Source organism: Micromonospora sp. HUAS YX12 (assembly GCF_040215685.1).
In the GTDB taxonomy this organism is placed as follows: domain Bacteria; phylum Actinomycetota; class Actinomycetes; order Mycobacteriales; family Micromonosporaceae; genus Micromonospora; species Micromonospora tulbaghiae.
Map to the genome: position 1 here is coordinate 941,905 of NZ_CP157974.1, position 24,573 is coordinate 966,477.

Annotated in this window: 30 protein-coding genes; 23 read left to right on the forward strand and 7 right to left on the reverse strand. The window is 67.8% G+C overall.

Going from position 1 to position 24,573, the window contains the following annotated elements:
- Nucleotides 1-21: 21 nt before the first annotated feature.
- A complete protein-coding gene (locus ABIH81_RS04650; RefSeq protein ID WP_349879173.1) occupies nucleotides 22-669 on the reverse strand; it encodes an NAD(P)H-dependent oxidoreductase in 648 nt (215 codons plus the stop codon).
- An 86-nt stretch (nucleotides 670-755) separates the two neighbouring features.
- Here ABIH81_RS04650 and ABIH81_RS04655 point away from each other — a divergent pair, with 86 nt between their 5' ends.
- The gene (locus ABIH81_RS04655; RefSeq protein WP_349879174.1) at nucleotides 756-1,238 is read left to right on the forward strand and encodes a MarR family winged helix-turn-helix transcriptional regulator; all 483 of its coding nucleotides are present in this window, start codon (nucleotides 756-758) and stop codon (nucleotides 1,236-1,238) included.
- 24 nt (nucleotides 1,239-1,262) lie between these two features.
- On the opposite strand, the gene ABIH81_RS04660 is transcribed toward ABIH81_RS04655, so the two are convergent.
- Nucleotides 1,263-2,276: a potassium channel family protein gene (locus ABIH81_RS04660; RefSeq protein WP_349879175.1), complete on the reverse strand. Its 1,014-nt coding sequence runs from the start codon at nucleotides 2,274-2,276 to the stop codon at nucleotides 1,263-1,265.
- Nucleotides 2,277-2,431: 155 nt separating this feature from the next.
- Between ABIH81_RS04660 and ABIH81_RS04665 the strand changes: the two genes are divergently transcribed.
- Entirely contained in the window at nucleotides 2,432-3,073 is a 642-nt protein-coding gene (locus ABIH81_RS04665; RefSeq protein WP_349879176.1) for a helix-turn-helix transcriptional regulator, read from the forward strand.
- Nucleotides 3,074-3,199: 126 nt separating this feature from the next.
- Nucleotides 3,200-3,790 (forward strand): ATP-dependent Clp protease proteolytic subunit, encoded by a 591-nt coding sequence (locus tag ABIH81_RS04670; RefSeq protein WP_349879177.1) that lies wholly within the window; start codon nucleotides 3,200-3,202, stop codon nucleotides 3,788-3,790.
- 47 nt (nucleotides 3,791-3,837) lie between these two features.
- Here the strand turns inward: ABIH81_RS04670 and ABIH81_RS04675 are convergent, their stop codons facing one another.
- From ABIH81_RS04675 to ABIH81_RS04685, 3 genes are all read right to left on the reverse strand, one after another.
- Nucleotides 3,838-5,625 (reverse strand): adenylyl cyclase, encoded by a 1,788-nt coding sequence (locus ABIH81_RS04675; RefSeq protein WP_349879178.1) that lies wholly within the window; start codon nucleotides 5,623-5,625, stop codon nucleotides 3,838-3,840.
- Nucleotides 5,626-5,745: 120 nt separating this feature from the next.
- Nucleotides 5,746-6,522: an HAD-IIB family hydrolase gene (locus ABIH81_RS04680; protein ID WP_013283848.1), complete on the reverse strand. Its 777-nt coding sequence runs from the start codon at nucleotides 6,520-6,522 to the stop codon at nucleotides 5,746-5,748.
- 124 nt (nucleotides 6,523-6,646) lie between these two features.
- A complete protein-coding gene (locus tag ABIH81_RS04685) occupies nucleotides 6,647-7,441 on the reverse strand; it encodes a hypothetical protein (protein WP_349879179.1) in 795 nt (264 codons plus the stop codon).
- A 136-nt stretch (nucleotides 7,442-7,577) separates the two neighbouring features.
- Between ABIH81_RS04685 and ABIH81_RS04690 the strand changes: the two genes are divergently transcribed.
- From ABIH81_RS04690 to ABIH81_RS04730, 9 genes are all read left to right on the forward strand, one after another.
- Entirely contained in the window at nucleotides 7,578-8,738 is a 1,161-nt protein-coding gene (locus ABIH81_RS04690) for a hypothetical protein (RefSeq protein WP_349879180.1), read from the forward strand.
- A gap of 4 nt (nucleotides 8,739-8,742) precedes the next feature.
- Nucleotides 8,743-9,576 carry an inositol monophosphatase family protein gene (locus ABIH81_RS04695; RefSeq protein ID WP_349879181.1) on the forward strand — a complete coding sequence of 278 codons (834 nt, stop codon included), beginning with the start codon at nucleotides 8,743-8,745 and terminating at the stop codon, nucleotides 9,574-9,576.
- A gap of 317 nt (nucleotides 9,577-9,893) precedes the next feature.
- Entirely contained in the window at nucleotides 9,894-10,067 is a 174-nt protein-coding gene (locus tag ABIH81_RS04700; protein WP_013283846.1) for a hypothetical protein, read from the forward strand.
- A 74-nt stretch (nucleotides 10,068-10,141) separates the two neighbouring features.
- Complete coding sequence (locus tag ABIH81_RS04705) at nucleotides 10,142-10,804, forward strand: DUF6882 domain-containing protein (protein ID WP_349879182.1); 663 nt, start codon at nucleotides 10,142-10,144, stop codon at nucleotides 10,802-10,804.
- Between the two features lie 369 nt (nucleotides 10,805-11,173).
- On the forward strand, nucleotides 11,174-11,935 hold the full coding sequence (locus tag ABIH81_RS04710) for a toll/interleukin-1 receptor domain-containing protein (RefSeq protein ID WP_349879183.1): 762 nt from the start codon (nucleotides 11,174-11,176) through the stop codon (nucleotides 11,933-11,935).
- A 466-nt stretch (nucleotides 11,936-12,401) separates the two neighbouring features.
- On the forward strand, nucleotides 12,402-13,037 hold the full coding sequence (locus ABIH81_RS04715) for a TIR domain-containing protein (RefSeq protein WP_349879184.1): 636 nt from the start codon (nucleotides 12,402-12,404) through the stop codon (nucleotides 13,035-13,037).
- A gap of 144 nt (nucleotides 13,038-13,181) precedes the next feature.
- The gene (locus ABIH81_RS04720; RefSeq protein ID WP_349879185.1) at nucleotides 13,182-14,087 is read left to right on the forward strand and encodes a DUF4231 domain-containing protein; all 906 of its coding nucleotides are present in this window, start codon (nucleotides 13,182-13,184) and stop codon (nucleotides 14,085-14,087) included.
- 32 nt (nucleotides 14,088-14,119) lie between these two features.
- Nucleotides 14,120-14,908, forward strand: coding sequence for a hypothetical protein (locus tag ABIH81_RS04725; protein ID WP_349879186.1), 789 nt, complete (start codon nucleotides 14,120-14,122; stop codon nucleotides 14,906-14,908).
- A gap of 588 nt (nucleotides 14,909-15,496) precedes the next feature.
- Nucleotides 15,497-16,045 carry an HD domain-containing protein gene (locus tag ABIH81_RS04730; protein ID WP_210895673.1) on the forward strand — a complete coding sequence of 183 codons (549 nt, stop codon included), beginning with the start codon at nucleotides 15,497-15,499 and terminating at the stop codon, nucleotides 16,043-16,045.
- Here ABIH81_RS04730 and ABIH81_RS04735 read toward each other — a convergent pair.
- Nucleotides 16,042-16,509, reverse strand: a complete 468-nt coding sequence (locus tag ABIH81_RS04735) for an NUDIX domain-containing protein (protein WP_349879187.1) — start codon at nucleotides 16,507-16,509, stop codon at nucleotides 16,042-16,044. The two genes, ABIH81_RS04730 and ABIH81_RS04735, sit on opposite strands and share 4 nt — an antisense overlap.
- 3 nt (nucleotides 16,510-16,512) lie before the next feature.
- Nucleotides 16,513-17,256 carry a DUF5919 domain-containing protein gene (locus ABIH81_RS04740; RefSeq protein WP_210895675.1) on the reverse strand — a complete coding sequence of 248 codons (744 nt, stop codon included), beginning with the start codon at nucleotides 17,254-17,256 and terminating at the stop codon, nucleotides 16,513-16,515.
- Nucleotides 17,257-17,417: 161 nt separating this feature from the next.
- Here ABIH81_RS04740 and ABIH81_RS04745 point away from each other — a divergent pair, with 161 nt between their 5' ends.
- The 11 genes from ABIH81_RS04745 to ABIH81_RS04795 all read left to right on the forward strand — a co-directional run bounded on the left by ABIH81_RS04745 (nucleotide 17,418) and on the right by ABIH81_RS04795 (nucleotide 24,558).
- The gene (locus ABIH81_RS04745) at nucleotides 17,418-17,735 is read left to right on the forward strand and encodes a hypothetical protein (protein WP_151010791.1); all 318 of its coding nucleotides are present in this window, start codon (nucleotides 17,418-17,420) and stop codon (nucleotides 17,733-17,735) included.
- 296 nt (nucleotides 17,736-18,031) lie between these two features.
- Complete coding sequence (locus ABIH81_RS04750; protein ID WP_349881009.1) at nucleotides 18,032-18,925, forward strand: hypothetical protein; 894 nt, start codon at nucleotides 18,032-18,034, stop codon at nucleotides 18,923-18,925.
- 84 nt (nucleotides 18,926-19,009) lie between these two features.
- The gene (locus ABIH81_RS04755; RefSeq protein ID WP_349879188.1) at nucleotides 19,010-19,885 is read left to right on the forward strand and encodes an FtsK/SpoIIIE domain-containing protein; all 876 of its coding nucleotides are present in this window, start codon (nucleotides 19,010-19,012) and stop codon (nucleotides 19,883-19,885) included.
- Nucleotides 19,882-20,091: a hypothetical protein gene (locus tag ABIH81_RS04760; protein WP_210895678.1), complete on the forward strand. Its 210-nt coding sequence runs from the start codon at nucleotides 19,882-19,884 to the stop codon at nucleotides 20,089-20,091. Before ABIH81_RS04755 ends, ABIH81_RS04760 begins: the two co-directional genes overlap by 4 nt.
- Nucleotides 20,092-20,177: 86 nt before the next feature.
- Nucleotides 20,178-20,621, forward strand: a complete 444-nt coding sequence (locus tag ABIH81_RS04765) for a hypothetical protein (RefSeq protein WP_210895679.1) — start codon at nucleotides 20,178-20,180, stop codon at nucleotides 20,619-20,621.
- On the forward strand, nucleotides 20,618-20,920 hold the full coding sequence (locus ABIH81_RS04770) for a hypothetical protein (RefSeq protein WP_210895680.1): 303 nt from the start codon (nucleotides 20,618-20,620) through the stop codon (nucleotides 20,918-20,920). Before ABIH81_RS04765 ends, ABIH81_RS04770 begins: the two co-directional genes overlap by 4 nt.
- A gap of 5 nt (nucleotides 20,921-20,925) precedes the next feature.
- On the forward strand, nucleotides 20,926-21,321 hold the full coding sequence (locus tag ABIH81_RS04775; RefSeq protein WP_349881010.1) for an RRQRL motif-containing zinc-binding protein: 396 nt from the start codon (nucleotides 20,926-20,928) through the stop codon (nucleotides 21,319-21,321).
- A 70-nt stretch (nucleotides 21,322-21,391) separates the two neighbouring features.
- Nucleotides 21,392-21,688 (forward strand): hypothetical protein, encoded by a 297-nt coding sequence (locus ABIH81_RS04780; RefSeq protein WP_349879189.1) that lies wholly within the window; start codon nucleotides 21,392-21,394, stop codon nucleotides 21,686-21,688.
- Nucleotides 21,675-22,511, forward strand: coding sequence for a DUF2637 domain-containing protein (locus ABIH81_RS04785; protein WP_349879190.1), 837 nt, complete (start codon nucleotides 21,675-21,677; stop codon nucleotides 22,509-22,511). Before ABIH81_RS04780 ends, ABIH81_RS04785 begins: the two co-directional genes overlap by 14 nt.
- Nucleotides 22,508-22,774, forward strand: a complete 267-nt coding sequence (locus ABIH81_RS04790) for a hypothetical protein (protein ID WP_349879191.1) — start codon at nucleotides 22,508-22,510, stop codon at nucleotides 22,772-22,774. The genes ABIH81_RS04785 and ABIH81_RS04790 overlap by 4 nt, the downstream gene beginning before the upstream one ends.
- Nucleotides 22,774-24,558 (forward strand): replication initiator, encoded by a 1,785-nt coding sequence (locus tag ABIH81_RS04795; protein ID WP_349879192.1) that lies wholly within the window; start codon nucleotides 22,774-22,776, stop codon nucleotides 24,556-24,558. Before ABIH81_RS04790 ends, ABIH81_RS04795 begins: the two co-directional genes overlap by 1 nt.
- The last annotated feature ends 15 nt before the right edge of the window (nucleotides 24,559-24,573 follow it).

Consider the following 24,573-nt stretch of genomic DNA (forward strand, 5'->3'; position numbering starts at 1 on the left):
TTCGCGTGTCACGCGGCCCGGTCAGGCGGCCGCCGAGGCGGGCACCCACAGCTCGTCGACGGCCCGTTCGGCCGCGGCGAGGCTCTGCTCGAACAGCGGGATCAGCTCGGCCATCGCCGGGTTGACCGGGGCCAGGGTCAGCTCGGCGCAGATGAAACGCGGCTCCAGCCCGGTCAGGGAGAGGCCGTGCGGCAGCCACGGCTCGGCGTGGTCCCAGCCCTCACGCGGGGTGCCCGGGCCGTATCCGCCGCCGCGGCTGACCAGGACGACGAACTGGCGGTCGCCGAGCAGCCCGGCGTTCGTCGCCGGGTCGTACGCGATGCCGGGGGCGATCAGGTGGTCGACCCAGGACTTCACGCTGCTGGGCGGGCCGTAGTTGTAGAGCGGGAGCCCGAGCAGGACGGTGTCGGCCTGCTTCACCTCGGCCACCACCTCCTGGGTCATCTGCCAGGACGCCTGCTGCTCCGGGGTGTGCTGATCCGGCGGCACCATGCGCGCGAGGCCGCTGGCGGTGTTCAGGTGCGGCAGCGGGTTCTGACCCAGGTCGCGGTAGGTGACGGTGCCGTCCGGGTGGGCGGCACGCCAGGCGGCGGCGGCGCGGGCGGTGAGCCGCCGGCTGATCGACCGCTCCCCGGTGATGCTGGAGTCGATGTGCAGTAGGTGTGCCATTGGTTGTTCCTCCTCCGAGGATCGTTCGTGCAGGACCAACTATTTATAGCAGGCCGATGTTCCTCGGAGCGCGTAAACTGGGTCACATGTCCGCCGCACCGGTCGAGGAGTCCGAGCGCCGCTCCGGGCCCCTGCTCGACCACCTGGCCCGGCGGATGCGGCTGCGCTCGGAGTCGGTGCTGGCACCGCTCGGCCTGCGCCCCCGCCACCTGGTGGCGCTCACCGTGCTGCGCGACTCCGGCGGCATCAGCCAGCAGGCGCTGGCCGGCACGCTCCAGATCGACAGCACGAACGTGGTCGGGCTGCTCAACGACCTGGAGGCGGACGGCCTGGCCGAGCGCCGCCGCTCCCCAGAGGACCGCCGCCGGCACGAGGTACGCCTCACCGACGCGGGCACGAAGCGACTGCGCGAGGCCGAGTGCGCGCTCGCCGGCGCGGAGGAGGAGGTCCTGGGCGCGCTGGCTCCCGGCGAGCGGGATCTGCTCTACGACCTGCTGCGACGGGCCACCCAGGGCCGGTCGTCGACCTGCGGTGAAGTGATCGCGGAAGGCGGCGCGGGCGCCTGCTGACCGCAGGCGCTCAGCGGCGCGGGGTCAGAGCGCGGACGTGGCCTGCGGCCGGTCGTCCCGGACGTGGACGAGCATGTCGCCGGTCTCGATCACCGAGGCGGCACGGTCGTTGAGCGTGACCACCTTGCCCCGGCGGACCAGCGCGATGACCAGCGACTCCAGCTCGCGCGGTGAGCGGCCCACCTCGCTGCGCTCGGCCGACCGCATGGCCAGCGCCATGCCCTGCCCCGGGGTGAGCAGGTCCTCCACCACGTCGATCAGGGGCGGGGCCGAGGTCGACAGGCCGAGCAGCCGACCGGCCGTGGCCGACGAGACGATCACGTGGTGCGCGCCGCTCTGCTTGAGCAGCGGCGCGTTCTCCGCCTCCCGGACCGCCGCGATGATGCGTACCTGACCGGCGGTGAGCTGCCGGACCGTGAGCGCCACCAGCACCGAGGCGTCGTCGCTGTCGGTCGCGATGATGACCGCCTTGGCGCTCCGCACGTGCGCCTGCTCCAGCACCGACGAGCGGGTCGCCGAGCCCTCGACCGTCACCAGCCCGTTGGAGGTGGCCTGCCGCAGCGCCGGCCCGCTCCGCTCGACCACCACGATCCTGGACTTGTCCGTACCGTTCTCCAGCAGGGCGGAGACCGCGCTGCGGCCCTTGGTGCCGTAGCCGCAGATGATGACGTGGTCCTTCACGGTTCTCCTCCACCGCGACAGGCGACGGCCGGTGCGGTACTGCTCGGTCAGGACTTCCAGGGTGGTGCCGACCAGGATGATCAGGAACAGCACCCGGGCGGGGGTGATGAACAGGACGTTAGCCAGCCGCGCCGACGAACTGACCGGGGTGATGTCGCCGTACCCGGTGGTGGAGAGCGAGACCACCACGTAGTAGAAGCAGTCGAGCAGGCTCAGGCCGCTCTCGTCCACGTCGCGGTAGCCGTCGCGGTCCAGCCAGACCACCGCCACGGTGGCGAAGACCAGGCCGAGGGCGGCGAGCAGGCGCAGGCTCAGCGCGCTCAGCGGCCCCCGCCGTTGCGCGGGAAAATGGATCACCGTCGGTCCTGCTCCGCCACCTGCACGCCCACAAGATAACGGGTACACCGGGATCCGGCCCGCCGGGTGCCGATAGGAACCCGCCGGGGCCGCTGCCGGCGACGTGGACGGGGCATGATGGGAACGTCCCGGACGGCGACCGCGAGGAGGCCGGCATGTCGTTGCTGCGACGCGTCATCGGCGGGGTGCTCCGGCGCATCCGTCTGCGCCAGGGCCGCACGCTGCGCGAGGTGGCCCAGGCCGCCGGCGTCTCCCTGCCCTATCTCTCCGAGGTCGAACGCGGACGCAAGGAGGCCTCCTCCGAGGTGCTGGCCGCGATCTGCCGCGCGCTCGGGATCCACCTCGCCGACCTGCTCGAGGAGGCCCGCGACGAGCTGCGCCGGGAGCGCCCGGCCCCGGTCGGCCCCGGGGTCTCGGCGGCCCGGTTCGACCGGGTGCCCGCCGCCCGCACCGGGCCGCAGCTGCGGGTCGGCCCGCCGCGGCTGTCCGTCACGCGCCGCCCGGCCGTGTCGCCCCGGCCCTCCGTGTCCCGCCGGCCCGCCGTCTCGCTCCGGCCGCACGTCGCCCGCCGGCCGGTCACCGCCACGCCGCTGCTGGGTGGCGCGCTGCGGCCCGTGGGGCTCGGGCCGGCGCCGCTCGGTCCGGCGCTCGACGCCGCCACGCCGATCGGGTTCGCCGGCGGCATCCGGATCTGGCCGGCTCCCTCCGCCCCGGCCGTCCGCCCCCGTCCGCGTACCTCAGTCACTGTCGCCCGGCGGCGGGCCCGCGCCGGCCGCCGGCGGCCGGTCGCCGCGTAGCTTCTGCCCAGGGCGAATCTGCCCCGCGCAGAAAGCCTGGGCCGTGTGGGTGCGCCCGGCGGACGCTGGAGACCGCCGGGTTCCCGGGCGGTCCCCCGCCCACCGGCGGCACGGAGGTGGGCGGCGATGGGTGGCATCTGGATGCTCGACGAGGGGCAGCCGGCGTTCGGCGACCGGGTCTTCGAGCGGCTGCTGAAGGAGCGGATCATCTTCCTCGGCACCGAGGTCACCGACGCGTCGGCCAACCAGATCTGCGCGCAGATCCTGCTCCTCGCGGCCGAGGACGCGGAGCGCGACATCTTCCTCTACATCAACTCGCCGGGCGGCTCGGTGAGTGCCGGCATGGCCGTCTACGACACCATGCGGTACGTCAAGAACGACGTGGCGACGCTGGCGCTCGGCATGGCCGGGTCGATGGCGCAGTTCCTGCTCTGCGCCGGGACGGCGGGCAAGCGGTTCGCGCTGCCGCACTCTCGGATCATGATGCACCAGCCGTCCGGCGGGATGGGCGGAACCGCCGCGGACATCACCATCCAGGCCGAGAACATGCTGCACGTGAAGCGCACCATGCAGGAGCTGATCGCCCGGCACAGCGGGCGCACGCTGGAGGAGATCCAGCGCGACTGGGACCGCGACCGCTGGTTCACCGCCGAGCAGGCCCGCGAGTACGGCCTCGTCGATCAGGTGCTCACCCGCGTCGACCAGCTCGCGGCGTGATCGGGCGCGGCCCGGCCGGTCCCGCACCGGCCGGGCCGCCCTCGCGGTCAGGGGTAGGTGACCACCGTGCTGGTGCCGTACGAGCCGACGACGGGCGTGCCGACCTCGTTGATCGTGCGCTCGATGCCGCCGCTGCCGTCCAGGAACACGGTGATCGCGTCGTGGAACCGCACCCCGGCCCGGCGCGGCGCCTCGATCCCCCGGTCGCAGCGGATGTCCACGCCCTGGTTGAAGTACGAGTACACGCCGAGCCCCCACGCCTCGTGCGTGCGGACGTGGTCGGCGACCTTGTACGAGGCCCAGCCGTTGCCGGTCGGGCTGCGCCAGGCCGCCTGGCTCGGCGGGTCGTAGGGCAGCTCGCTCTGGTAGAACACGGTCCGGCCGCGCTCGCCGTTCCAGATCGTCTGCCAGCGCTGGTAGTGCTCGACGAACAGCCCGTACGCGGTCACGTCGTCGCCGTTGACGATCACGCCGGTGGCAGCGGTGTTCACGGTCCAGCCGATCGTGCCGGCCCGGCCGTGGTCGCCGCGCCAGGCCCAGATGTTGTCGATGAGCGTGTGCCGGCTGTTGACCACCAGGCTGGTCGCCGCCCGCCCGGCGTACGGGCCGCCGATGCGGAAGAAGACGTCCTGGAGCGAGATCGGGTTCGTGGCGTGCGACCGGTGGCAGTGCCGCGTACCGACCTCGACCAGCACCGGCGACTCGACCGGCCCGGCGTCCACGAGCACCCCGGCGACGCGTACCCCGTCCACGTCCTCGATCCGCAGCGCCGCGTCCCCGCGGTCCGGCACCAGGCTCGGCATGCCGAGGCCGAGCACGACGGTGTCCGGGCGGCGTACCCGCAGGGCCCGGTCCAGGTGGTACACGCCGGGGGTGAGCAGCAGGTGCCGGCCCCGGGCGAGTTCGGCGTTGATCCGCTTCGCCGAGTCGGTGGGCCGGGCCAGGAAGAACGCGGACAGCGGCAGCGACGGCACCGGCGCACCCCCGGTGGCCCAGGTGGTGCCGGCGGTGTCGCGGCGCAGGCGCGGTACGGCGACCCGCCAGGCGCCCCGGGCGTCGACGAACAGGTACGGCTTCTCCCGGGTGACCGGGCTGGTCGGCAGCGTGGTGTACGGCGGGTCGGGGAAGCCCTGCGCGGGCGCACCGAGCACGCCGGAGAAGACCTGGTTCCATACGCCGTTGGTCCACTCGCCGCCGAGTTCGCTGTCCCGGGTGAGCCACTGCTGCTGGGAACCGTTGATGGTGATGCCGTCCACCTTGGAGTCGGCGATGTAGCCGCCGCTGGAGTAGCCGCCGTTGCCGGGTTCCAGCCACAGCACGCCCTTGACGTGCACCCGGCGCATCGGTGACGCCTGCGAGACGGCCCATTGGTTCGACCAGTCCGTCGGGGTGACCGCCAGGTTCTCCGCCGAGCGCCAGAAGTTGGTGAGCGCGGAGATGCCGGCGGGCGAGTTCGGGTCCGGCTGCCCGACCACCCGGACCGCGCCGTGGATCTCCACGTCGTCCGGGTGGGCGCCGAGACCGGCGACTGTCGTGTAGTAGCCGAGCCGGGCGTCCACCTCGTAGCGGCCGGGCTTGAACAGCACGGCGTACCTGTCGAAGCCCATCTCGTTGCGTTCCTGGGCGGTGAACAGCCGGTCCAGCGTGGACTGGATCTCCTCGACCGGCGTGCTGGGGTCGTACACGAAGACGTTGGGGCCGAAGTCGGGCTCGCGGCCTGGGCGCGCGGACGGGGACGCGGCCGCGGCGCCGGCCGGGAGGCCGAGGGCGGTGAGCGAGGCCGCCGAGGCGGTGAGCGTGAGGAAACGGCGGCGTGAGGGGTCGGGTGATCGCATCTGCCTGCCTGTTCGGTGATGGGACGGGAGAGCGCTCTCCCGGCTGTTCCTACCTCATCACCGTCGATACCGCCAGAGCCCGCCGGTTCCGGAACCGGCGGGCTCTGCTGCGGGCTGCGCTCAGGCGCGTTCGGCGCGCTGCTTCACCAGGTCGTCGACGAGCTTCTCGACGTAGTCGGCGGTCTCCTCCCAGCGGGTGACCGCGACACAGCGGATGCCCATCGCCTTGACCGGGTAGTCGTTGCCGCCCACGTCCAGGCGGTCACCCACGAAGAGCACGTTGTCGATCTTCAGATCCAGGTGTTCCAGCAGCTTCCGCATGCCGTACGCCTTGTCCACGCCCTTGCGGGTGACGTCGATCGAGGTCGAGCCGCCGCCACGCACCTCCAGGTCGGGCAGCTTCGCCGCGACCGCGTCCCGCAGCCGCCGCTTCTTGTCGCCGTCCGGATCCCAGCCGTACTTCTCGGCCGGCGGGGCGGACTGCCCCAGCGCGGAAAAGGTGATCTGGCTGCCCCGGTCCTCGATGATGTCGCCCCAGGTCTTCGCCTCCCACAGACCCAGCGCCTGCGCCGACTCGGTCAGCGCGGCGACGACACGGGCCTTGTCGGCCTCGGTCAGATCCTCCGCGTACACCTGCCGCCAGTCCCCGTCGGACCAGCGGTAGTAGCGGGTGCCGCAGGTCGGCATCAGGTGCAGCCGGTCGCGCTGCTCCTCGGTGAGGTCGAGGTGGGCGAGCACCTGCGACTGGAACTGCTCGAACCGGCCACCGGAGATGACCAGTACGTCCACCTCGGTGAGCAGGTGGCCGAGCAACTCCGCCATCCGACGATCGATCTGGGACTTGGAAATCGCCAGGGTGTCGTCGAGATCGAACGCCACCACTCGAAGATCGTTCACGAATACCTCATGTCGTCGCGGACAGGCCAGACCTAGCAGGGTACCGACGGTGACCCTCCGGCGTCCGCGCGCCCCGATCGTCACTCCACGCAACCTTCCGGCCGCAGGCTATCTCGTCCGACGCTCACTCGTGGCCACGAGCTGCGGAAAGGTCGGCGTACACCACCCCGTCGCCGCAGGCGGCCACCACCGACGCGGGCCACTCGGGGTCGTAGTCCCGGCACCGGCTCACCCGCCGGAAGGCGGTCGCCTTCTCCTTCCCGGGCAGGAGCAGCAACGCACGGTGAGCCAGATCGGCCATCGTGGCGATCCCCATGGTGACGCCGTGCGCCGGCACCTGGTCGACCGAGCGGAAATCGGGATACGTACGAAGGTTGTCCCGCCTGGTCGACTCCGCCAACGGCACCACCCGCGTGACGCTTTCCCGTGGCGCCCCCGGGCCGTTGAAGCCCACGTGCCCGTCGCCCGAACCGGACGCCAACAGCAACAGGTCGATGCCCCCGTGCGCTCGGATGCGCACGTCGAAGTCACCGGGCTGCTCCGGTCCGGGCACCCACACCTGAGCGGCGGGAATCCGGTCCCCCGGCGGCAGCCCTCGGTTGAGCGGGCCGACGATCTCCGCTGCGACGTACCGCTCACAACTGTGGTGGCGATCCGCCGGCACCCGCGTGAACCCGCCGGCCCCGGAATCGACATACGCGTCCAGCGAGACCACGACGAGCCCGGCAACCGGAACGCGCTGTTCCGCCGCGATCCCGGCGAGAGCCCGGAACGCCTGGGTCGCACTCCGGCCCGAGGGACAGCCCAGGAGATAGAGGCGGTCCGCGGACGCGGCGCTCCGCAACCCACGGGCAATTTCCAGCGCCACCTGCGTCGCGAGATCCGCAGCCGAGGCGAATACGACGGACCGGACCGGCATCGTCTTCCTCTCCTACCGCTTTGGAATAGTTCGACGAGATGGAGATATTGCGTCCCCCGCTACCGTCGTCGATACCCGCCCGGGCGAAATCCGCGCCAGAGGGAAGCCGACGATGTCATCTCCTGCCTCATCCGACGTGACCGCCAATCTGCAGCGATTCGATGGAATTCGGGTACACGATCTTCTGCACGAATACACCGAACGGCGTGCCGCCGTGGTTCACCTTCGTGTGGTGGACGCACCGGCGACCTACGTCGGCACGGTCCATGTCGACATCGACGTACCGGTTCCGGCGCGGGGCCGCAGCGCCTGGACACCGCTGGTCAAGTTCGCGGTGCCGCTCCCGCTGGACTCCCTGCGGGCCACCGGCACAGCACCACCCCGGGTCGCCGCTCTGACCACCTCCGGCGGCAGCCGCACCATCGGCACGCGTCAGGTCACCACCGACTCCTGCCTGATCGTCGAGGCACCCACCCGGGAGCTACGCGGACTGTCCGGCAGCCTGCGCGTCAGCTTCACGAGCGCCAGCCTGTTCTTCCTGATGGGCGGCGACGGCGTGCTCCAGACCTGGCGACTCGGCTTCTCCGTCGAGGCACCGTCCGCCTCTCGCACGATCATCAACCTCGAACACTCGCCAGAACTTTCGTTGCGCTGCCGGGTGGACACGTCCGAGTACCACTCACTGGCGCAAGGAGTCGGCCCGGGCACGGTTCGCAAGATCGGCTTCTACCCGCACGGCCGGGGCGAACTCTCCTACCTCTTCGGCCTGCACAGCGAATCACGCTTCCGCAATCTGGCGATGCTGCCCTTCGCCGGATGCGTCGGCCTGTTAGCCGCCGCCCTCACCATCGCACTCGTGTACGGCGGCTACACGGACATGGCCGCGGTGACGCTCGCGCTCGCTCTCGCGCCGCCCGTGCTCCAGGCGGTACGGCCGTCGACCGGCTTCTACCGATCGGCTGACATCCACAGCCGCAGCCCTGGAGCCTGGATCTTCGCCATCTCCATCATCCTGTACGCGCCCGCCGCCCTGTTCGCGATCGTCACCATCACCGATCTCACCGAACTCCGCCGGGTGAGCCAGGTCCTCTGCTACGCGTTCGGTGTGCTGCTCGGCCTGCTGGGAGCGGCGATCCTCCTCGCCGTGAGGGAGCAGATCCTGCCGCCGCACTACTGCGACGTCTGCACGGCACGGCTCATCTGGCGTCGCCGAAGCAGGCTGCATCGAGCAAGCAGGCGTACGGTGTGCGAGACATGCTTCGCGGACATCGAAGCCCAGGGGCAGGCGAGAGGCTGAGGACGTGGCGCACGAACCGCTGACATTCGACCTGGCCGCCGAGATCGCCGAAACGGTTCGACCCGCCCTGTCGGACGCGGCAGCGACGACCACACTCGGCGAGATCACCGAGGACAAGGGTGGCGGCCACACCGCCCACAAGGTGGACGACGTCGCCGAACGGGTGCTGTTCGACGCGCTGCGGCGGCGCGGATTCCAAGGACAGGTGTTCTCCGAGGAAGCCGGCCTCGTGCGCCTCGGCGACGAGCCGCGAATGATCGTGTGCGACCCCTACTGCAACACCACGCTGACCTTCCACGGCGTACGGGAGTCGGCGGTGGCCGTGTACGAGTACACCGTCGAGGGAGAGTTCCTCAGCGGTGCCATCGCGGACATCCAGATCCCGCGTGTCGTCTGGGCCACCTCGGACACCGGCGCGCACGTCTCGTCGATGCACGGCAGCACCTCGCCCGCGACCTGCTCGGCCACCGAACGCGTCGAGGACGCGTTCCTGGTCGTGTCGCTGCTGAAGCGCAACCGCCGGCAGGATCCACCGCTGAAGCTGCTCGGCGGTCCCAAACTGCTCGGGACGGTGGACGGCGCCATCGTCGCCGCCCGGATCGCGGTGGGCGAGGTCGACGGATTCGTCGACCACGAGTTCGGTCAGCCGTCCTACGAGACCTTGGCGTACGAGTTGGTGGCGCGGGCCGGCGGCACGGTCACGGACCCCGCCGGCCGGCCGATCGACTTCGGTGAGATCGTCCGGGGTCTCGGCCGGGGCGAGGTGAGACGACACCAGATCCTCGCCGTCGCGAACCCGAGCCTGCACCGTGACGTACAAGCCCACCTCGCGGGCTGACGACTCCTCGCCCGTCCTCGTCTCGTAGGTCGCCGGGCCTGATCACACGCCTGCTCACCATGCGCTCTGATATGGTCACGCTCGGTTGAACTGCTTCATGGAAAATTGCATTTGGCAAGAGATGGCACCGAAATTTTCTCGATGCGATGCATCTGCTTGTCAGGTACCCGACAGTGAATTGCCCACTCTTGTGCTAGCTGTCCGCCGGGAGCATGCTCGAACCGTCGAACGGTACTGCGCCGCCTCACACAGAGGGCGGCGCCCGGCTGCCACCGGACGCCGCATTCGACTCCACCGCTGCAACGGAAGGAGTCACGTTGACTGTAATCCCTCACGGGTCAGACTTCGAGACACCAGAGGACGAGGACGAAACCGTTGCCGAGCCGACCGACCGGCACCGGCTCATCCTGGCGTACATCAAGACGCTCAGTCCGATCATCGCCGCCGTCGTCGCCTGCATCGGGACGCTGGTGGCAGCGCTGGTCCGCTGACCCGCCGGCCCCGCGCTCCGGCTCCGGCCGGACGCGGGGCCGTCCCGTTCCCGAAGGTCTGGCACACTGCGGCGATGCCGACGTTCGATCGACTCTTCGCCGAACATGTCGGCACCGGCCTGGCCCGCCAGATGGCGCTGGCCGACTTGATCGGCGAGCGTGACTGGCAGCTCGACCTGACCGACGGCACAGTGACGTTCGGGACCGACCTGCGGTACCGCGTCCAGCTCCTCGGCACCGAGAGCCACGACGACGGCACCTGGCTGTGGGCATGGGCCAACGAGGCCAGCAACCTCCCACCGGCGGTGCTGCACCTGGCCGGCTGGCTGCGCGAGTACGGACACCGCCAGGGGGTCGCCGAACTCACCGAGCCCACGTTCCCGCTCCAGCGCGCCGACGGTCACCGCCTCGCCCTACTGGCGTCCGGTCTGACCGGCCGCTGCTACTACCGTGGGCCGTACGACGGCGGCGCGGTCTTCTTCCACCTCGACGACGCCCCGCCACAGGTCACCGCGCCGGTCCGGCCGGAGCGGGTGCTGACCGTACTGACCCAGGTTCTTCAGTCCTTCATGGTGGAGCACCGCGTCGCCGTCGAGTCGTTCCTGCACCAGCAGGTGTGGCGGTTGGATCGGGCACCGATGTCGGTGACCGCGCAGGATCGGGGCGGCTCCGTCTTGCGCGTCGACTTCGACGCGATGGGCCGCGTCAGCAACATGTCGGGGACGGTCAGCCCGTAGGCGGAATCTGGTGCCCCCGGCAGGATTCGAACCTGCGACACACGGTTTAGGAAGGGTATAGCGCCTGCTGGAGCCACCCCTCGCCCTATCAGGACATACGTCCGGCCGATCTTTTGCGATATGCCTGGTCATTCCGCGCATGTTCCGGATCTTGTTCACCAGCCTTGCATCTTTGGATTGCCAGCGAGGCGGTTGCTGACGGCCCGGTACGTAGGTCGCGAGGCTCGGGCTGCACGTGCTGTACTGCTGCACTGGCTTGACCCGCGCGGCCTGCCGGTAGTTTGGTACGCGGTCAAAGGTGGGCTCGCCAACGCGAAACGCCCCAGCGCCGGCCGGTACGCTCGCCTACAACATCGTGAGGGAGCCAACTTGAAGGTCTTCGTCTCGTGGAGCAGCGAGCCCGCGCGGTCAATCGCACGCGTCCTGTACAACTGGTTGCCAACAGTCGTCCAGCACGTCGATCCGTGGATGTCGGATGAGGAGATTGAGAGCGGCGGCCGTTGGAATGATGAGATCGCTGCCTCCCTTGACCAAGCTGACTTCGGAATCGTTTGCGTCACGGCGGCGAACCAGCACCGACCCTGGCTGATGTTCGAGGCCGGCGCCCTTGCCAAGCGTTTGAACGTCGCACGCGTTGTTCCTCTGTGTGTCGACATGAGTCCAGCCGAGGTGACTGGGCCGCTCTCCGCCTTCCAGTCTCGAGTGCTCGACAAGGACGGGATACGAAAGCTTGTGCAAGAACTCGCCTCCAAGGGTGATCGGCCACTTACCCCTGACCGCTTGGACCAGCTCTTCACGGCAATGTGGCCCGAGTTTGAGCGTCAGATAGACGAGGCCAAGCGTGCGGCACCAGATGAGCACCAGCCTCGCCGCAGCGCCCAAGACATGCTTGAGGAACTGGTCGAGCGTGTACGTCGTATCGAGCGCCAGTCAGAGACGCCGCGACGGTGGCTTCTCGACGAAGAGTCTGAATTGCTCGTGGGAGGCGGGGAGCCTCTGACCGCGCGACGCCTAACTGAGATCCTGAAGCGGCCACTTGGTGTCTACTTAACTGCGCATGGGGTGCCGCCGGCTGACCGGCCTGAACTGCCAAAGCCGGGCGACACCCCCGACGAGCCTCCCTCCGACTGAATTTCGCGTTCTTGGCAGAATCAGAATCCGGCGTACCGGTCGACTCGTCCGTCGCCCACCGGGTCAGCTACCTACGTAGGGTGGCTGACCCGGTGTCTCTTCCGGGCGATGCTGGTGGTCGTCGGTCGCCTCTAGTCGGGGTTCGACGGCCACACGGCCCAGGCGCGGCCCGAGCCGTTCAGCCCAAGCGCGCTGCCTCGGTCAGTGGTGCGGCTCAGCTAGGGACATGGCAGCCCGTTTGCCGTTCGTCAGCATCGTTTCTGCGCCACTGCTGTCGGAGACCTTACTCTGATGTCCACCCGCGTTGCTCCTTCCAGCTTCCGCCCTTACGCTGCCCGGAGTGTCAACCAGGCATCACGAGTAGTGCATGAGTAGCCTCCCTTCACGGGAACACGCGGATCGAGAAGTCGCACCAAAGGTCATCGGCCGACTACTTAGCGTCAGTTGGCGAGGGGTGAGGGTATAAGTGTCTAACTGGAATCGCAACGTCTCGGCTAATAGGCGTCTGCTGGCCCTAAGCCGCGAGAACGACGGAATCCGCGAGTATCGCAAGAGCGACGGCTCCGTCCGACACAAGTGCTTCCTCAGTTACTACAGTGAGGACGCTGAAGAAGTATTGGCGTTCGTGGAGAAGTTTTCTACCGTGTTTATCCCTAAAACGGTTGGCATCTCTGACGATTACCCCTGGGTCAATAGCGACGATGACGATTACGTAATGGACGTCATCCGGGACGACTACTTGGCCGACAGTACGGTGACGCTTGTATTTATCGGCAAGTGCACTTGGTCTCGGAAATTCGTCGACTGGGAAGTCTATTCGAGCTTGCGCCGGGACAAGAACAATCATCTCAATGGACTGCTCGCGATTCAGCTGCCGAGTGCGGTCGATCAGCCTACGGCTAAGCTTCCTGATCGCGTCAACAAGAATGTGCGGCGAGATGCCAACGGCGCCGACGTCGGGTATGCCAGGTACAACGTGTATCCGTCCTCTGAGGCGAGCCTTCAAGCCTGGATCGAGGATGCCTTCCAGGCTCGAAAAACGCGGGATGGCCTTATCGTCTTAGGGGGGCCTCGGCGCAAAGCCAACTCGGCTTGCTCTTAGATCGAGGGGCGGGACGAACGGATGAGCTATTGCATGCGAGAACATGGGCTAGGGCTCGCTTGCGATTAACACGCCGAACGGAAGAAGGATGGTTGGCATGGCGGTCCACGTTCAACTTATTGTGCTTGTTCCGGGTGGACCGCGATGACTGTTGAAAAATCCTTTCCAAACCTCCTCGATCAGGCAGAACGCATGTCGATTAAGGGTCAACAGTCTTATATGCGCCTCACCTATGCGGGTCTCCTCGTAGCGCTCCTCGCATCAATCGGGGGTGCGATCAACATCGACCGCAGGTTGGGTGAAAAGGCTGTCGATTTAGGAGGCGCGCTCGCCGGCCTGGCATTTATTGCGGGTATTTTCATTGCCTATTACCTTCTCAGCACTAAGCCCGAGCGTGCATGGTACGAGGGTAGGGCCGCGGCGGAGTCCATAAAGACCATGTCCTGGCAGTATTGCGTCGCTGGCGGCGCATTTGGATACGACACTCTGGTGCCTGCAGATAAGCTGTTTCTCGATCGCCTTAAGGAGACCGGCCAGACCGCTGCGGCCGCCCAACTTACGCTAACTGGTGTAGGCAGCCAAATAACCAATGGAATGCGGTCCTTGCGAGCCGCACCTCTCGCCGACCGTATGGTGCGCTACCGAATTGATAGACTTGAGCAGCAGAATAAGTGGTATGCGCAGAAGGCCGCCGACAACCGTCGGCGCGCGCGTCTCTGGTTCGGCATTGCCATCATCTTGCAAGCAATCGGCCTAGTGTTTGCCGCCCTTAAAACCTTCGACGTCGTGGACGTTGATCTACTCGGCATAGTTGCTACTGCTGCGGCAAGCGCGAGTGCTTGGCTACAAACGAAGGACCACCAGAACCTCGCCGAATCCTACGCCGTCACGTCCCGGGATTTGTCGTTGGTACTAACCAAAGCTGACTCGATGCTGCAAGGGGCGACAGAGGAGGTGTGGCGACGATTCGTGGAAGATGCCGAACACGCGATCTCCCGCGAACACACGCTTTGGCTCGCCCGACGAGGTATTCAAACAATCGAGAATTAACCGTGGCTGCGAGAATCGGACAAGGTTGAGTTGTGACTGAACCACCTAGCAGCATTCCTAAGCGATGCTTCATGATTGCTCCAATTGGTCAACCGACAAGCGACACGCGCAAGCGGAGCGACCAGGTCCTCAAGCACATCGTTCGGCCTGTCGTTGAGGGGTTCGGCTACGCTGTCGACCGGGCAGACGATATTGATCATTCCGGCCAGATTACCAGTCAGGTGATTAACAGGATCGCGGATGACGATCTGGTTATCGCTGACTTGACCGATCTAAATCCCAACGTGTTCTACGAGCTAGCCCTTCGGCATGCTCTCAAGAAGCCGTTTGTGCAGATCGCCGAGGTTGGCACCGTCCTTCCCTTTGACCTGCAAAATCAGCGCACAATCCTCTTTGACCACCATGACTTGGACAGTGTGGCGGAAGCGCGCGAGCGGATCTCCAACTCGATCACTGCCCTAGAAGCCGGCTCTCCGGTTGAAACGCCGATGTCTTTCGCTGTTGGCCTTCAAGATCTACGTGGATCTACCGACCCCGAAGAGCAAGGAATCGCTCAGGTTGTCGAAACGGTCGGCCGCCTTGAGTCGATGCTGACCAAGGAGTTTAGAGGCAGCCGCTCCCCGCAGACTCACTACCAGGACCTTCAAGTAATGCGGCATTTCATCGAGGGGCTCGGAAAGCAGGGCAGACTTCTGCCAACCGATGAATTCGACCTTATGTCCACCGGCACGAGTAAGGCTTTCCATGCTTGGCTCAAGACTCTGATTTTCACCGTGCCGCAACAGCAAAAGAGCGTCTTTGACGAAGATCCACCATTCTGATGCGGTGTCATCCCGTGTGCCGTCGACCCGCCCTCCTGGGGAGCGGGCCGCCGCCCGGCCCGCCAAGTCAAGACGGCCTTGACGCCCGTACGAACGCTGGCGGGTTGGGCGGTGGTCTGCTCGGCTTGCCCGGGTCGATGGCAGGCGGGATGGCCCACCGCAACCACCCACGGACCGCGACCCGCCGACGGAGCCCCGGCCATCCTGGAGCCGGAGCGCCCCCGCCGGAGGCGCCCTAACCGCAACCCCGCGACCGCCGCCAGCTCGCCGACGCGGCCGGCGTCCGCTTCCCTACGCCGCGCGGGCTCGTGGCCGCGCGGCCCGGCCGGCTGCCGGCCCACCCCCACCCGGTCAACGGTCTGTCGTTCTGCGGCGGCCCTCCGGGCTTCCCGCTGTTCGCGCCAGCCGCCGGGCATCAGGCGTGCCGGCCGCAGAGCGACAGCGGCAGCGGCCGGCGCGCGCCCAGGCGGCGGCGCGTGCGGCCCGTTGCGGGCCGCCTTGAAGACGTACAGAAACTTTGCACCACATCGCCGGCAGCTGGCCGGATAGGCGGTATTGGTGAGCTGTGGCTGGCGCTATCGTCTGTGCATGTCGCTCGTCTCGTGGGCCTACGAGGTCTCTCGCCAGAACCTTTCGGGCACGCTGCCTCGCCGATGGGCTCACGTTCAGGGTGTCGCCCTTAAGGCCCGCACTCTTGCCGCGGCTGTCGGTGATGACGCTCCCTTGTTGGAGGCAGCCGCAATTCTTCACGATGTCGGCTACGCGCCTCACCTAGCCACAACAGGCTTTCATCCGCTGGATGGTGCGATCTATCTTCGAGACTTGGACGCACCCGATCGCCTGGTCCACCTGGTAGCGCATCACTCCTGTGCTGTTAGGGAGGCTCGTCTACGTGGGCTCGACGGACAGCTAGCTGCCTTTCACGACGAAGAAGGGCCCGTCAGAGACGCGCTTTGGATGTGCGACCTCACCACGACGCCCGACGGAAAGCCTACGGACTTCGCGAGCAGGGTTGCCGAGATCAAGGAGCGGTACGGTCCCGGCGACTTGGTCACGGCCTTCATCGACAGTGCCCAGCAGGACCTAGCCGACGCGATATCAAGAACAAGCAGCCGGCTCCAAGCCGTGGCCGGCTAACCAAGGTAGGGCGCGTCGTCCTTCAAGCCGTGCCGGATTCGCAGGAGCATGGACGGATGGATAGGAAGGCTCTCGATGGCCTCCGGCTCGATCCACTTCACCTCTGGCGATTCGTCGCTGGTTCGTAGCGCGCCGCCGATCGGCCGGGCACGGAGGCAGATCGCAAACTCCTGCCGCACCTCGCCGTTGTCGTATGCGATGACATGCCCTGGGTCGGAGTAGATGCCGGACACGCCGGTTAGCTCGACGCGCAGCCCTGTTTCTTCCTCGACTTCTCGTCTGGCTGCCTGTGCCGTCGACTCTCCCAGATCCTGTGCTCCTCCTGGCAGAGCCCAGAGGCGGTTGTCAGAGCGCCGGATGAGGAGGACGCGGCCGACGTCATCTTGGACGAAGACAGTCACAGCTACCACTAGTGAGTTGGCTCGCGGCGCTCGCGGATCGTTGAGGTAGTCGGTCTTTGGCATCTGCTAGAGCCCACCTTCTGATGGCCTCGACGACTCCCAGACCGCCTCGAAGCTAGCGGCGTAGGTATCGAAGAGACCGTAGGTTGCAGTCTTCCGTAGATGCATCGCCGGCGCCATGGGCGCTGTCTTGCCGTAGACATGCGGGTTGACGATCATTTCCCTGTCGAAGCGGTAGATCGAGTTGTAGAGAACAGTTGAATGGCTTCTCACCTCGACCCCTGCCACGCCGCGCAGCGGCCGGAAGAACGCGTTGGCGTGGTCGATCTTCGCCGAGATCGTCTCGCGTCCGATTCCCTCCTCGATGCTCCGCTGTTTCACGGCGCTGCTATCTCGGTCACCTAGCAGGATCCGGATCCTTGCGCCGGCGTTTGCCTTCCCACGAAGGCGGTCCAGCAGATCGGGCTTCTCCGTGAGGAACATCCCGACATAAACAAGAATGTCGACGTCCTCCGTTGCCTCATCCAAGAGTCTGTCCCAGAGGTTGTGGGGGACCGCTCCGCGAGTCGGGTAGAACTGGACCATCCCCGCCGAGTTCGAGGTGTCGTTAGCGGCTCTTCGGGCTCCTGGCCACAGGTACTCTTCGTCTTCCTTTAGCCGCTTCGCGATTTTGAAGCGAGTACGAGGGTGCGGGACTCTGCCGCCGAGCCAGCGGCTGACGGTTTTGACGTCGCACTCTGTGAACAGTGCCAGCTCGGCGAGAGATATCCGGGAGCGCTCAAGAGCATCTCGCAATCGCTCGTTTGCCATCGTCGCTCCTCACAGCGGGACGTTTCTATCACTATAAACGTCCCAAGCGTCCCCGTAAAGCCGTTCCGGCGTCACCTCCTTCGATGTCTCCTTGAGGTGCGAGCAAAGCCGCGCAAGAGCAGTCGTCCACAGGGGACGCGCTCAGACACAGGAGGTCTGTTGTGAAGCTGTACGTGGACACCACGAGCAAGCAGGTGACGGCGTCGAAGGACCCGGAGCCGAAGAACGACCAGAACGGCAACCAGAAGTCCGAGAAGAACACGGGCCGGCTCATGTGGTCCACCCAGGTCTTCGTGCTCGACGAGACGGGCGGGGAGGTCATCACCATCACGACGGCGGGTGAGAAGCCGAACGTGAAGGTGGGCGACTTCCTCGCGGTCGAGCAGTTGGAGGCCATTCCGTGGGCGACCAACGGGCGTAACGGCGTCGCGTTCCGGGCGGTGTCCCTGAAGCCGAAGAACGGTTCTGCGGCCAAGTAGGTCACTTCGCACGTCGTGCTGTGTGTGCCACTGGTGTCCGTGGCCACCGCGCAAGCGGCCTGATGGTCCGCTGAACTCATCTCGAAGACGGTTCCGGGAGTGTTCCTGACTCCTACATTCCCGGTCCGGTCGCCACCTGGCAGTGGTGACAACCCTCAAGAAATGGCCCGGGGTCGGTACTGACTCCTACGTCTGCCGACCCCGGTGCCGCCACTCATCCGACCCAACTGGCATTGGGAGGACTCGTCGTGTCCAAGTCTAGCCCCCGCCGCTTCGGCGGCAAGTCAACCGGAACGGTGACGGTCATCGAGGCCAAGGTTCACCGTTCCTCCGCGCGTAACGCCCGCATGGCGTTCATCCTCACCGCCGTCATCGTCGGTGTCCTGTCGGCCGTGGTGGCCGCCGCGTACTGGCACCCGATCGTGGCCCTGTTCGTCGGTGCCCTGATCGGTGTTCCGACCGGCGGCCTCGTGTGGCTGCTCGTGCGGAGCTGGCCGGTCATCCGGCTGTTGTGGTGGTGGACCCCGGAAACCCTGCTGAGTGCCGGGCTGCTGACCGGCTGGGTGCAGCTGGCCAACCACACCCCGACCGTGGTGACCCTGATCGTGGTCGCCCTGGTCGTCGGCGTTCCGGCCGCCATCGGCCCGGTCCGCCGCCAGGTCAAGGCGTGGGGATGGTGCCTCGTGGTGAGGCATCGGCTGCGGGTGTGTTTCTCGCAGTTCATCATCGCCAACCAGTCCGGCTCGCTGCCGCTGATCCTGTGGGCTCGTCCCACGCCGGTCGGTGAGCGGGTCTGGGTGTACCTGCGCCCGGGCCTGTCGGCCAAGGACCTGGAATCGCGGCTCGACAAGATCGCCGTGACCTGCCACGCCTCCACCGTGCTCATCGAGCGGGCCGGGGAGAGCAACGCCGCGTACCTGCGGTTCGACATCAAGCGCCGTGAGGTGCTCAACGCCCGAGTGGGCTCCCCGCTGGTCGACGCAATCGACCGTAATGCGCCCGTGTCGGCGTCGCCGCTGACGGTGCCCACCGCCCTGGACCTGCCGGACGTCGACGCCCCGACGATCACCCTTCCGACCCAGGGCAGGGCCGCTGGCAAGAAGCCGCCGGCCACGACCGCCAACGGCAGCAAGCCCGCGGCTTCCTCCGCGTCGTCCCTGCCGGACGACGACACCTCCGACTGGATCTGACACCCAACCCACCTCGACGCGGGGAGCCTCACCGGCTCGCTCGTGTGGCTTCCCGCGTCCACAACGCCCCGGGAGGGCAATCTCATGACCACCACGACCCCCGCTCCCGCTGCTGCGGTGCCGGTGGGTGCTGGCCTGTCGATGTTCGACCCGGTGTTCATCGGGATCGACGAGTTCGGCCAGCCCGTCTACCTCGACATCGTCTACCACAACCTGCTCGCCGCCGGTGAGCCCGGAGGCGGCAAGTCCGGCCTGGTCAACAACATTTGCGGCCACGGCGTCCTGTGCGACAACACCCGCCTGGTGCTGTTCGACGCCAAGCTCGTCGAACTCGGCCCCTGGCGCGACCTGGCCGATGCGTTCATCGGCCCCGACATCGAGCAGGGCATCGACGTGCTGCGCCGCCTCCTGGTCGTGGCCACCAACCGCTACACCTGGCTGCTCGCCAACCGGCGCCGCAAGCTCGCCCCGGGCGACGGCATGTCGGTCATCCTCACCGTCATCGACGAGCTCGCCATGTTCTCCACCGTCCTGGGCACCAAGGCCCAGCAGGAAGAGTTCTCCACCCTGCTGCGCGGTCTCGTCTCCCTCGGCCGCGCCTGCGGCATGCCGGTGGTCGCCGCGACGCAGCGGCCGTCGTGGGACATCATCCCCGCCAGTCTGCGGGACCTGTTCGGCTACCGGGCCGCGTTCCGGTGCACCTCGCTGAACAGCTCGAACATCATCCTCGGCCAGGGCTGGGCCGAGCAGGGCTACACCGCCTCCGACATCGCCCCCACCAACCAGGGCGCGGCCTACCTCCTCGCTGAGGGCGGCGTTCCCCGCCGCATCAAGGCGGCCTACCTCACCGACACCGACATCTACAACATCGCCGACTACGCCGCCTGGACCCGCCGGCCCCGGCCGCTACCGGACCTCGTTCCTGACCTCAGCGGTGTCGACATGGAGGCAGCGGCATGACCACCCGTGAACACGCCTACGCCAAGGCCAACAACCAGCGCGCCGCCCAGTTCACCGAACTGTGGATCGTCGGCCGTCCCGAGGACATCGCCGCCATGGTCCAGGTCGCCTCGGCCAGCGGCCGACTCGTCTATCTGTCCGCCCCGCGCTCGATGGGCGGCGACGACACCCGGCAGCGCCGCTACCTGCGGCTGCGCACCAAGTAACCGGGTCGACAGGACCAGAAAGCGCCTGCCAGCAACCGCTGGTCCTGCCGACCTTCCGCCAACAGCCCCGAAAGGACGTGGCTGCCATGAAGGCTACCCAAAACCGTGCCACCACCGCACCGGTCACCCCTGCTGACCTGCTGCAAATGGCTGCCCTCTACCTGCGCCGGCACGGCTGGCACCAGGGCACCTACTACGCACCCACCACCGCCGACACGCCCACCCCGCCGGCCTGTGCCGCCGGGGCTATCGGCATCGCCTGCGCCGGCCACCGCGTGGAGCACTTCTCCCAGCTCGACCCGAGCGCGCTCGCCGACTACCTCGCGGCCATGGCCGCGTTCGTCGACTACCTCGACGTCTTCTACCCGCTGTTCTGCATCGACGAGGACGGCTACCTGCTCGACGAGCACATCTCCCCCTACTCGTGGAACGACGACCCGGCCCGCACCGCTGAGCAGGTCGTCACCGCCCTTGAGGCCGCTGCCGACGAGTGGGACCGCCTCCACACCGAAGGGGGCGGCAACCGATGAACACCGTCAAGAAGCCCTTGACGCCGCGTGTTCCTTCGCAGCGTCGCCGGGACGTTGTCGAGAACGACGAGTTCGCCGCGTTTGCCCGGCGCATCATCCGCGCTCACGGTCGCCGCGTCGCCGCTGGCGATGTCGAAGCACTCCGCGACCTGGTCGCCTTGTCGACCAACATCGACGAGGCCATCGGAGAGGCCGTCGTGGGCCTTCGCGCCTTCGGCTACTCCTGGTCCGAAATCGGCACCCGACTCGGCATCTCCAAGCAAGCCGCCCAACAGCGATGGGGCGGTGAGAAGCCGTGACCGACCTGCGTAGTAACGACCTCGACGCGCTCACCGAGCGCACCGGCATCCGGGTCGAGTTCTACGACCCGGACGGCACCCGCTACGGGTTCCCCACCTTTCCCTACCACGCCGCACCTTCCGGCCTGGCCACCGTGCGGCAGCTCCGCGCCGCCGGCCTTCGCCCCAACGGCCAAGACCCGATCGCGCAGATCTACTGGCGTCACCGCAAACAGCGCCGGGTCGCCTACCTCTACCGCCTGGACCTGGCCGCGCCCAAGCGCACCGCCACTCCGGCCCAGCGCGAGGCCATCGCCAAGGCGCTTCGTGCCCGTCGCACCTGCCGCCACTGCGGCCTGCTCAAGCCCTACTACATCCCCCGCCGTACCGGCTCCTGCCTCGACTGCACCGGAGGTAACTGATGGCTGTCCTCATCACCTTCGCCGTCGTCCTGCTCATCGGCATCGCCATGGCCTACATGGGAGGCGTGCGATGAGTTTCCACCTCACCGACCCGTGCCTGTGGTGCATCGAGGGCAGCAGCCCTGCCGGCATCCACGACATTCTCGGCCCGGTCTTCAAGCCCTGCCCCGTCTGCCTCGGGACCTGCGTCCTCTGCGAGGGCGACGGGCTGTTCCCGGCGGACTTCACCTGCCTGCCCTGCTTCCGGCAGCAGCTCGCCGGCCAGGGCCTAGCCCCGATCATGTGCGCCCACTGTTCCGGCGTGGTCGACCTCATCCCCCTCGACAGCATCCCGGCACCGGAGGTGACTCCCCATGTCGAGCACTGACCCGAGCACCTTCACCCAGGAGTTCGCCTCCGAGTACGCCCGCAACGCCGTACCCGCCATGCTCAAGGCGATCGGCTCCATCAAGCGGTACAACCGGTTCGTTCTGCTCGGTGCGCTGCTGACCAGCTACCTACACCAAGCCCACTACCTGTGGACCCAGAACGCCGGCTACTTCGCCTACCTCGTCCCCCTGATCTTCGACGCCGCGATGGTGTCGATGCTGACCGTCGTCCGCACCTCCGGCATCGCCAAAGACGCCAAGCGCGGAGCACTGGTCGTGTTCGCCTGCGCCGCGCTGCTGTCGGCAACCATCAACTTCGCTTCCCCCGGCAGCCTCGGCCTACGCCTGGTCTTCGCCCTGGTCGTCGTCCTCGTCATCGGCGTGGAACTCGTCGCCGGACGCATCCGACCCGACTTCGCCGCCATCGAAGCCGAAGCCGCCGCCCTGCTCACCGCCGCCCGCAACCTGACGGCCACCCCTGAGCAGCCGACCGAACCGCCGGCTGTCACGCCGGACACCACCGCGCCGGCCGCCGACGCCACCGCCGTCGTCGACATCCCGCCGGCCGCCGCGCCGGCTGTCATCGAGGCACCAGCGGTCACCCCGATCCCGGCCGCCCGGCCGGAGGTCCCCGCGCACCTGGTGCCCACCGCCCGTTTCGCCATCCGCCAGCACGAGCAGACCAACGGCCGACCCATCACCACCGACGAACTCGCCGCCCTGCTCACCGTCACCCCGGCGATTGCCCGGGAACTGCTGCACTCGATCAACGGCCACACACCGGCCGTGAACGGCACCCCCGTAGCCGGTGGTGCCCGATGACCATCTACGTCGTCGACATCGAGTACGTCACCCACACCTGCCCGGCCTACACCGTGCCGCACATCTTCGACACCCGCCGGACCGTCATCGACATCATCCCCGGCGGCCCCTGCCGGACCCCGGTCACCATCCGCTGCGGCGACACCACCGCCGTCATCCCCTGCTACCGGCACGAACCGGCCGACCGCCAGTGCGGAGCCTGCCGGATCATCGTCACCCAACACACCATCACCACCCGACACCTCGACGAGGTGTCCGCCTGATGGCCTCGACGCTGGACCTCACCCCCCGTGTCTCGGCCCGGGGGGTGGGCTCGAACGCCGACACCACCGCCACCGTCTACGGCTACACCGCCGCCGGCTCCGCCTTCCAACGCGCGCAGCAGCCCAACTACTTCGGCTGGATCGAACACGTCCGCGCCGCCGCTGGCTGCACCCGCCCCATCAGGCTCGCCGGCAGCCTCCACACCATCGAACCCGCCAGCGGCCGAATCCTCGACTCCCGGCACACCGACGCCATGCCCGATGCCGCCATCTACAAGGCGTGCGGCAACCGCCGGTCCAGAGTCTGCCCCGCCTGCGCACAGACCTACCAGCGCGACGCCTTCCAACTCCTGCGCGCCGGCCTCGTCGGCGGCAAAGGCGTCCCCGACAGCGTTGCCGGGCATCCGGCGGTATTCGCGACCTTCACCGCGCCGTCGTTCGGCACGGTCCACGCCCGGGTTGTCAAGCGACACACCTGCGGCAACCGCCGCCGCTGCGACTGCCGCGCCGAGCCCTGCCACGCCCGCCGCGACACCGGCCTCTGCGTCCACGGCCGCCCGGCGGTCTGCTGGGCCCGCCACGAGCAGGGCGACACCGTCATCGGCCGCCCGCTGTGCCTGGACTGCTACGACCATGCCCACCAGGTCGTCTGGAACATCTTCTCCGGCAAGCTGTGGCACCGCACCAAACAAGCCGCGGAACGCCACCTCGCGCAACTCGCTCACCGCCGCGGCATCCCCCGCGTCGAGATCCGCACCGCCTCCGGCAACACCCGCACGGTCGCCCCAGTCCGGCTCTCGCCCGGCAAGGTCGCCGAACTGCAAGCACGCGGGGCGGTGCACTTCCACGCCATCGCCCGGCTCGACGGCGTGGACGGCCAGGACCCCGACGCCATCGTCCCGCCACCGGCCGGGTTCACCGTCGTCGACCTCGTCGACGCGCTCCAGCACGCCGCCCGGCAGGTCACCTTCCACACCCCGGCGCACCCGGACCGGCCCGACGGCTGGTCGCTCGCCTGGGGCGAGCAGCTCGATTTGGAACCGATCACCACCGACGGAACCGGGGAGGTCACGGATAGCCTCGTCGCCGGTTACCTTGCCAAGTACGCCACCAAGAGCACCGAGGCCACCGGGCACACCTCCACCCGCCTGACCGCCGACACGATCGGGGACTACGCCGACCCCGACGGCGACCACACCGCCCGCCTCATCGACGCCTGCTGGCGCATCGGCCGACCCGTCCACACCCCAGCCCCACTAGCCGACCGGCCCCGGGAACCCCGGCCACGACCCGGCTTCGTCCCGCGTTGGGAGTGCCCCGACTGCGGCACCCGCACCCGCTACGCCGCCTGCCCCGTGTGCGTCGCCGACCGTCAAGCCGCCCTTGACGCCGAATCGCCGAAACCGGCCAACGCCAACCCTTACACCCGGCTGCGCCGGTGGGCGCACATGCTCGGCTACGGCGGCCACTTCCTCACCAAAGCCCGCCGCTACTCGGTGACCTTCCAACTCCTGCGCGACACCCGCGTTCAGTTCCGGCGCCACGAGCACCAGGACCACGAACACCCCACCACCGCCGGACCACCCACCGAGCAGGTCGACGAGGACACCACGCTCACCGTCGGCACCCTCACCTTCGCCGGAGTCGGCTGGCACACCACCGGAGACGCCCTCCTCGCCAACACCGCCGCCGCCATGGCCCGCGAGCGACGAACCACCGGCCGCGAAGAACTCGCCCACGAACTCGCCACCACTCCGGCTGGCTCCACGCCGGCCGCCGCTTGACTCGACAGGAGGAAG

Excerpts from the sequence above, each read along its gene's own strand:
- ABIH81_RS04795 (WP_349879192.1), top strand. The coding sequence starts at position 22,774 with ATGGCCTCGACGCTGGACCTCACCCCCCGTGTCTCGGCCCGGGGGGTG.
- ABIH81_RS04655 (WP_349879174.1), top strand. The coding sequence starts at position 756 with ATGTCCGCCGCACCGGTCGAGGAGTCCGAGCGCCGCTCCGGGCCCCTG.
- ABIH81_RS04790 (WP_349879191.1), top strand. The coding sequence starts at position 22,508 with ATGACCATCTACGTCGTCGACATCGAGTACGTCACCCACACCTGCCCG.
- ABIH81_RS04670 (WP_349879177.1), top strand. The coding sequence starts at position 3,200 with ATGGGTGGCATCTGGATGCTCGACGAGGGGCAGCCGGCGTTCGGCGAC.
- ABIH81_RS04740 (WP_210895675.1), bottom strand. The coding sequence starts at position 17,256 with ATGGCAAACGAGCGATTGCGAGATGCTCTTGAGCGCTCCCGGATATCT.
- ABIH81_RS04760 (WP_210895678.1), top strand. The coding sequence starts at position 19,882 with ATGACCACCCGTGAACACGCCTACGCCAAGGCCAACAACCAGCGCGCC.
- ABIH81_RS04720 (WP_349879185.1), top strand. The coding sequence starts at position 13,182 with ATGACTGTTGAAAAATCCTTTCCAAACCTCCTCGATCAGGCAGAACGC.
- ABIH81_RS04735 (WP_349879187.1), bottom strand. The coding sequence starts at position 16,509 with ATGCCAAAGACCGACTACCTCAACGATCCGCGAGCGCCGCGAGCCAAC.
- ABIH81_RS04785 (WP_349879190.1), top strand. The coding sequence starts at position 21,675 with ATGTCGAGCACTGACCCGAGCACCTTCACCCAGGAGTTCGCCTCCGAG.
- ABIH81_RS04650 (WP_349879173.1), bottom strand. The coding sequence starts at position 669 with ATGGCACACCTACTGCACATCGACTCCAGCATCACCGGGGAGCGGTCG.
- ABIH81_RS04675 (WP_349879178.1), bottom strand. The coding sequence starts at position 5,625 with ATGCGATCACCCGACCCCTCACGCCGCCGTTTCCTCACGCTCACCGCC.
- ABIH81_RS04665 (WP_349879176.1), top strand. The coding sequence starts at position 2,432 with ATGTCGTTGCTGCGACGCGTCATCGGCGGGGTGCTCCGGCGCATCCGT.
- ABIH81_RS04780 (WP_349879189.1), top strand. The coding sequence starts at position 21,392 with ATGAGTTTCCACCTCACCGACCCGTGCCTGTGGTGCATCGAGGGCAGC.
- ABIH81_RS04730 (WP_210895673.1), top strand. The coding sequence starts at position 15,497 with ATGTCGCTCGTCTCGTGGGCCTACGAGGTCTCTCGCCAGAACCTTTCG.
- ABIH81_RS04765 (WP_210895679.1), top strand. The coding sequence starts at position 20,178 with ATGAAGGCTACCCAAAACCGTGCCACCACCGCACCGGTCACCCCTGCT.
- ABIH81_RS04705 (WP_349879182.1), top strand. The coding sequence starts at position 10,142 with ATGCCGACGTTCGATCGACTCTTCGCCGAACATGTCGGCACCGGCCTG.
- ABIH81_RS04685 (WP_349879179.1), bottom strand. The coding sequence starts at position 7,441 with ATGCCGGTCCGGTCCGTCGTATTCGCCTCGGCTGCGGATCTCGCGACG.
- ABIH81_RS04770 (WP_210895680.1), top strand. The coding sequence starts at position 20,618 with ATGAACACCGTCAAGAAGCCCTTGACGCCGCGTGTTCCTTCGCAGCGT.
- ABIH81_RS04755 (WP_349879188.1), top strand. The coding sequence starts at position 19,010 with ATGACCACCACGACCCCCGCTCCCGCTGCTGCGGTGCCGGTGGGTGCT.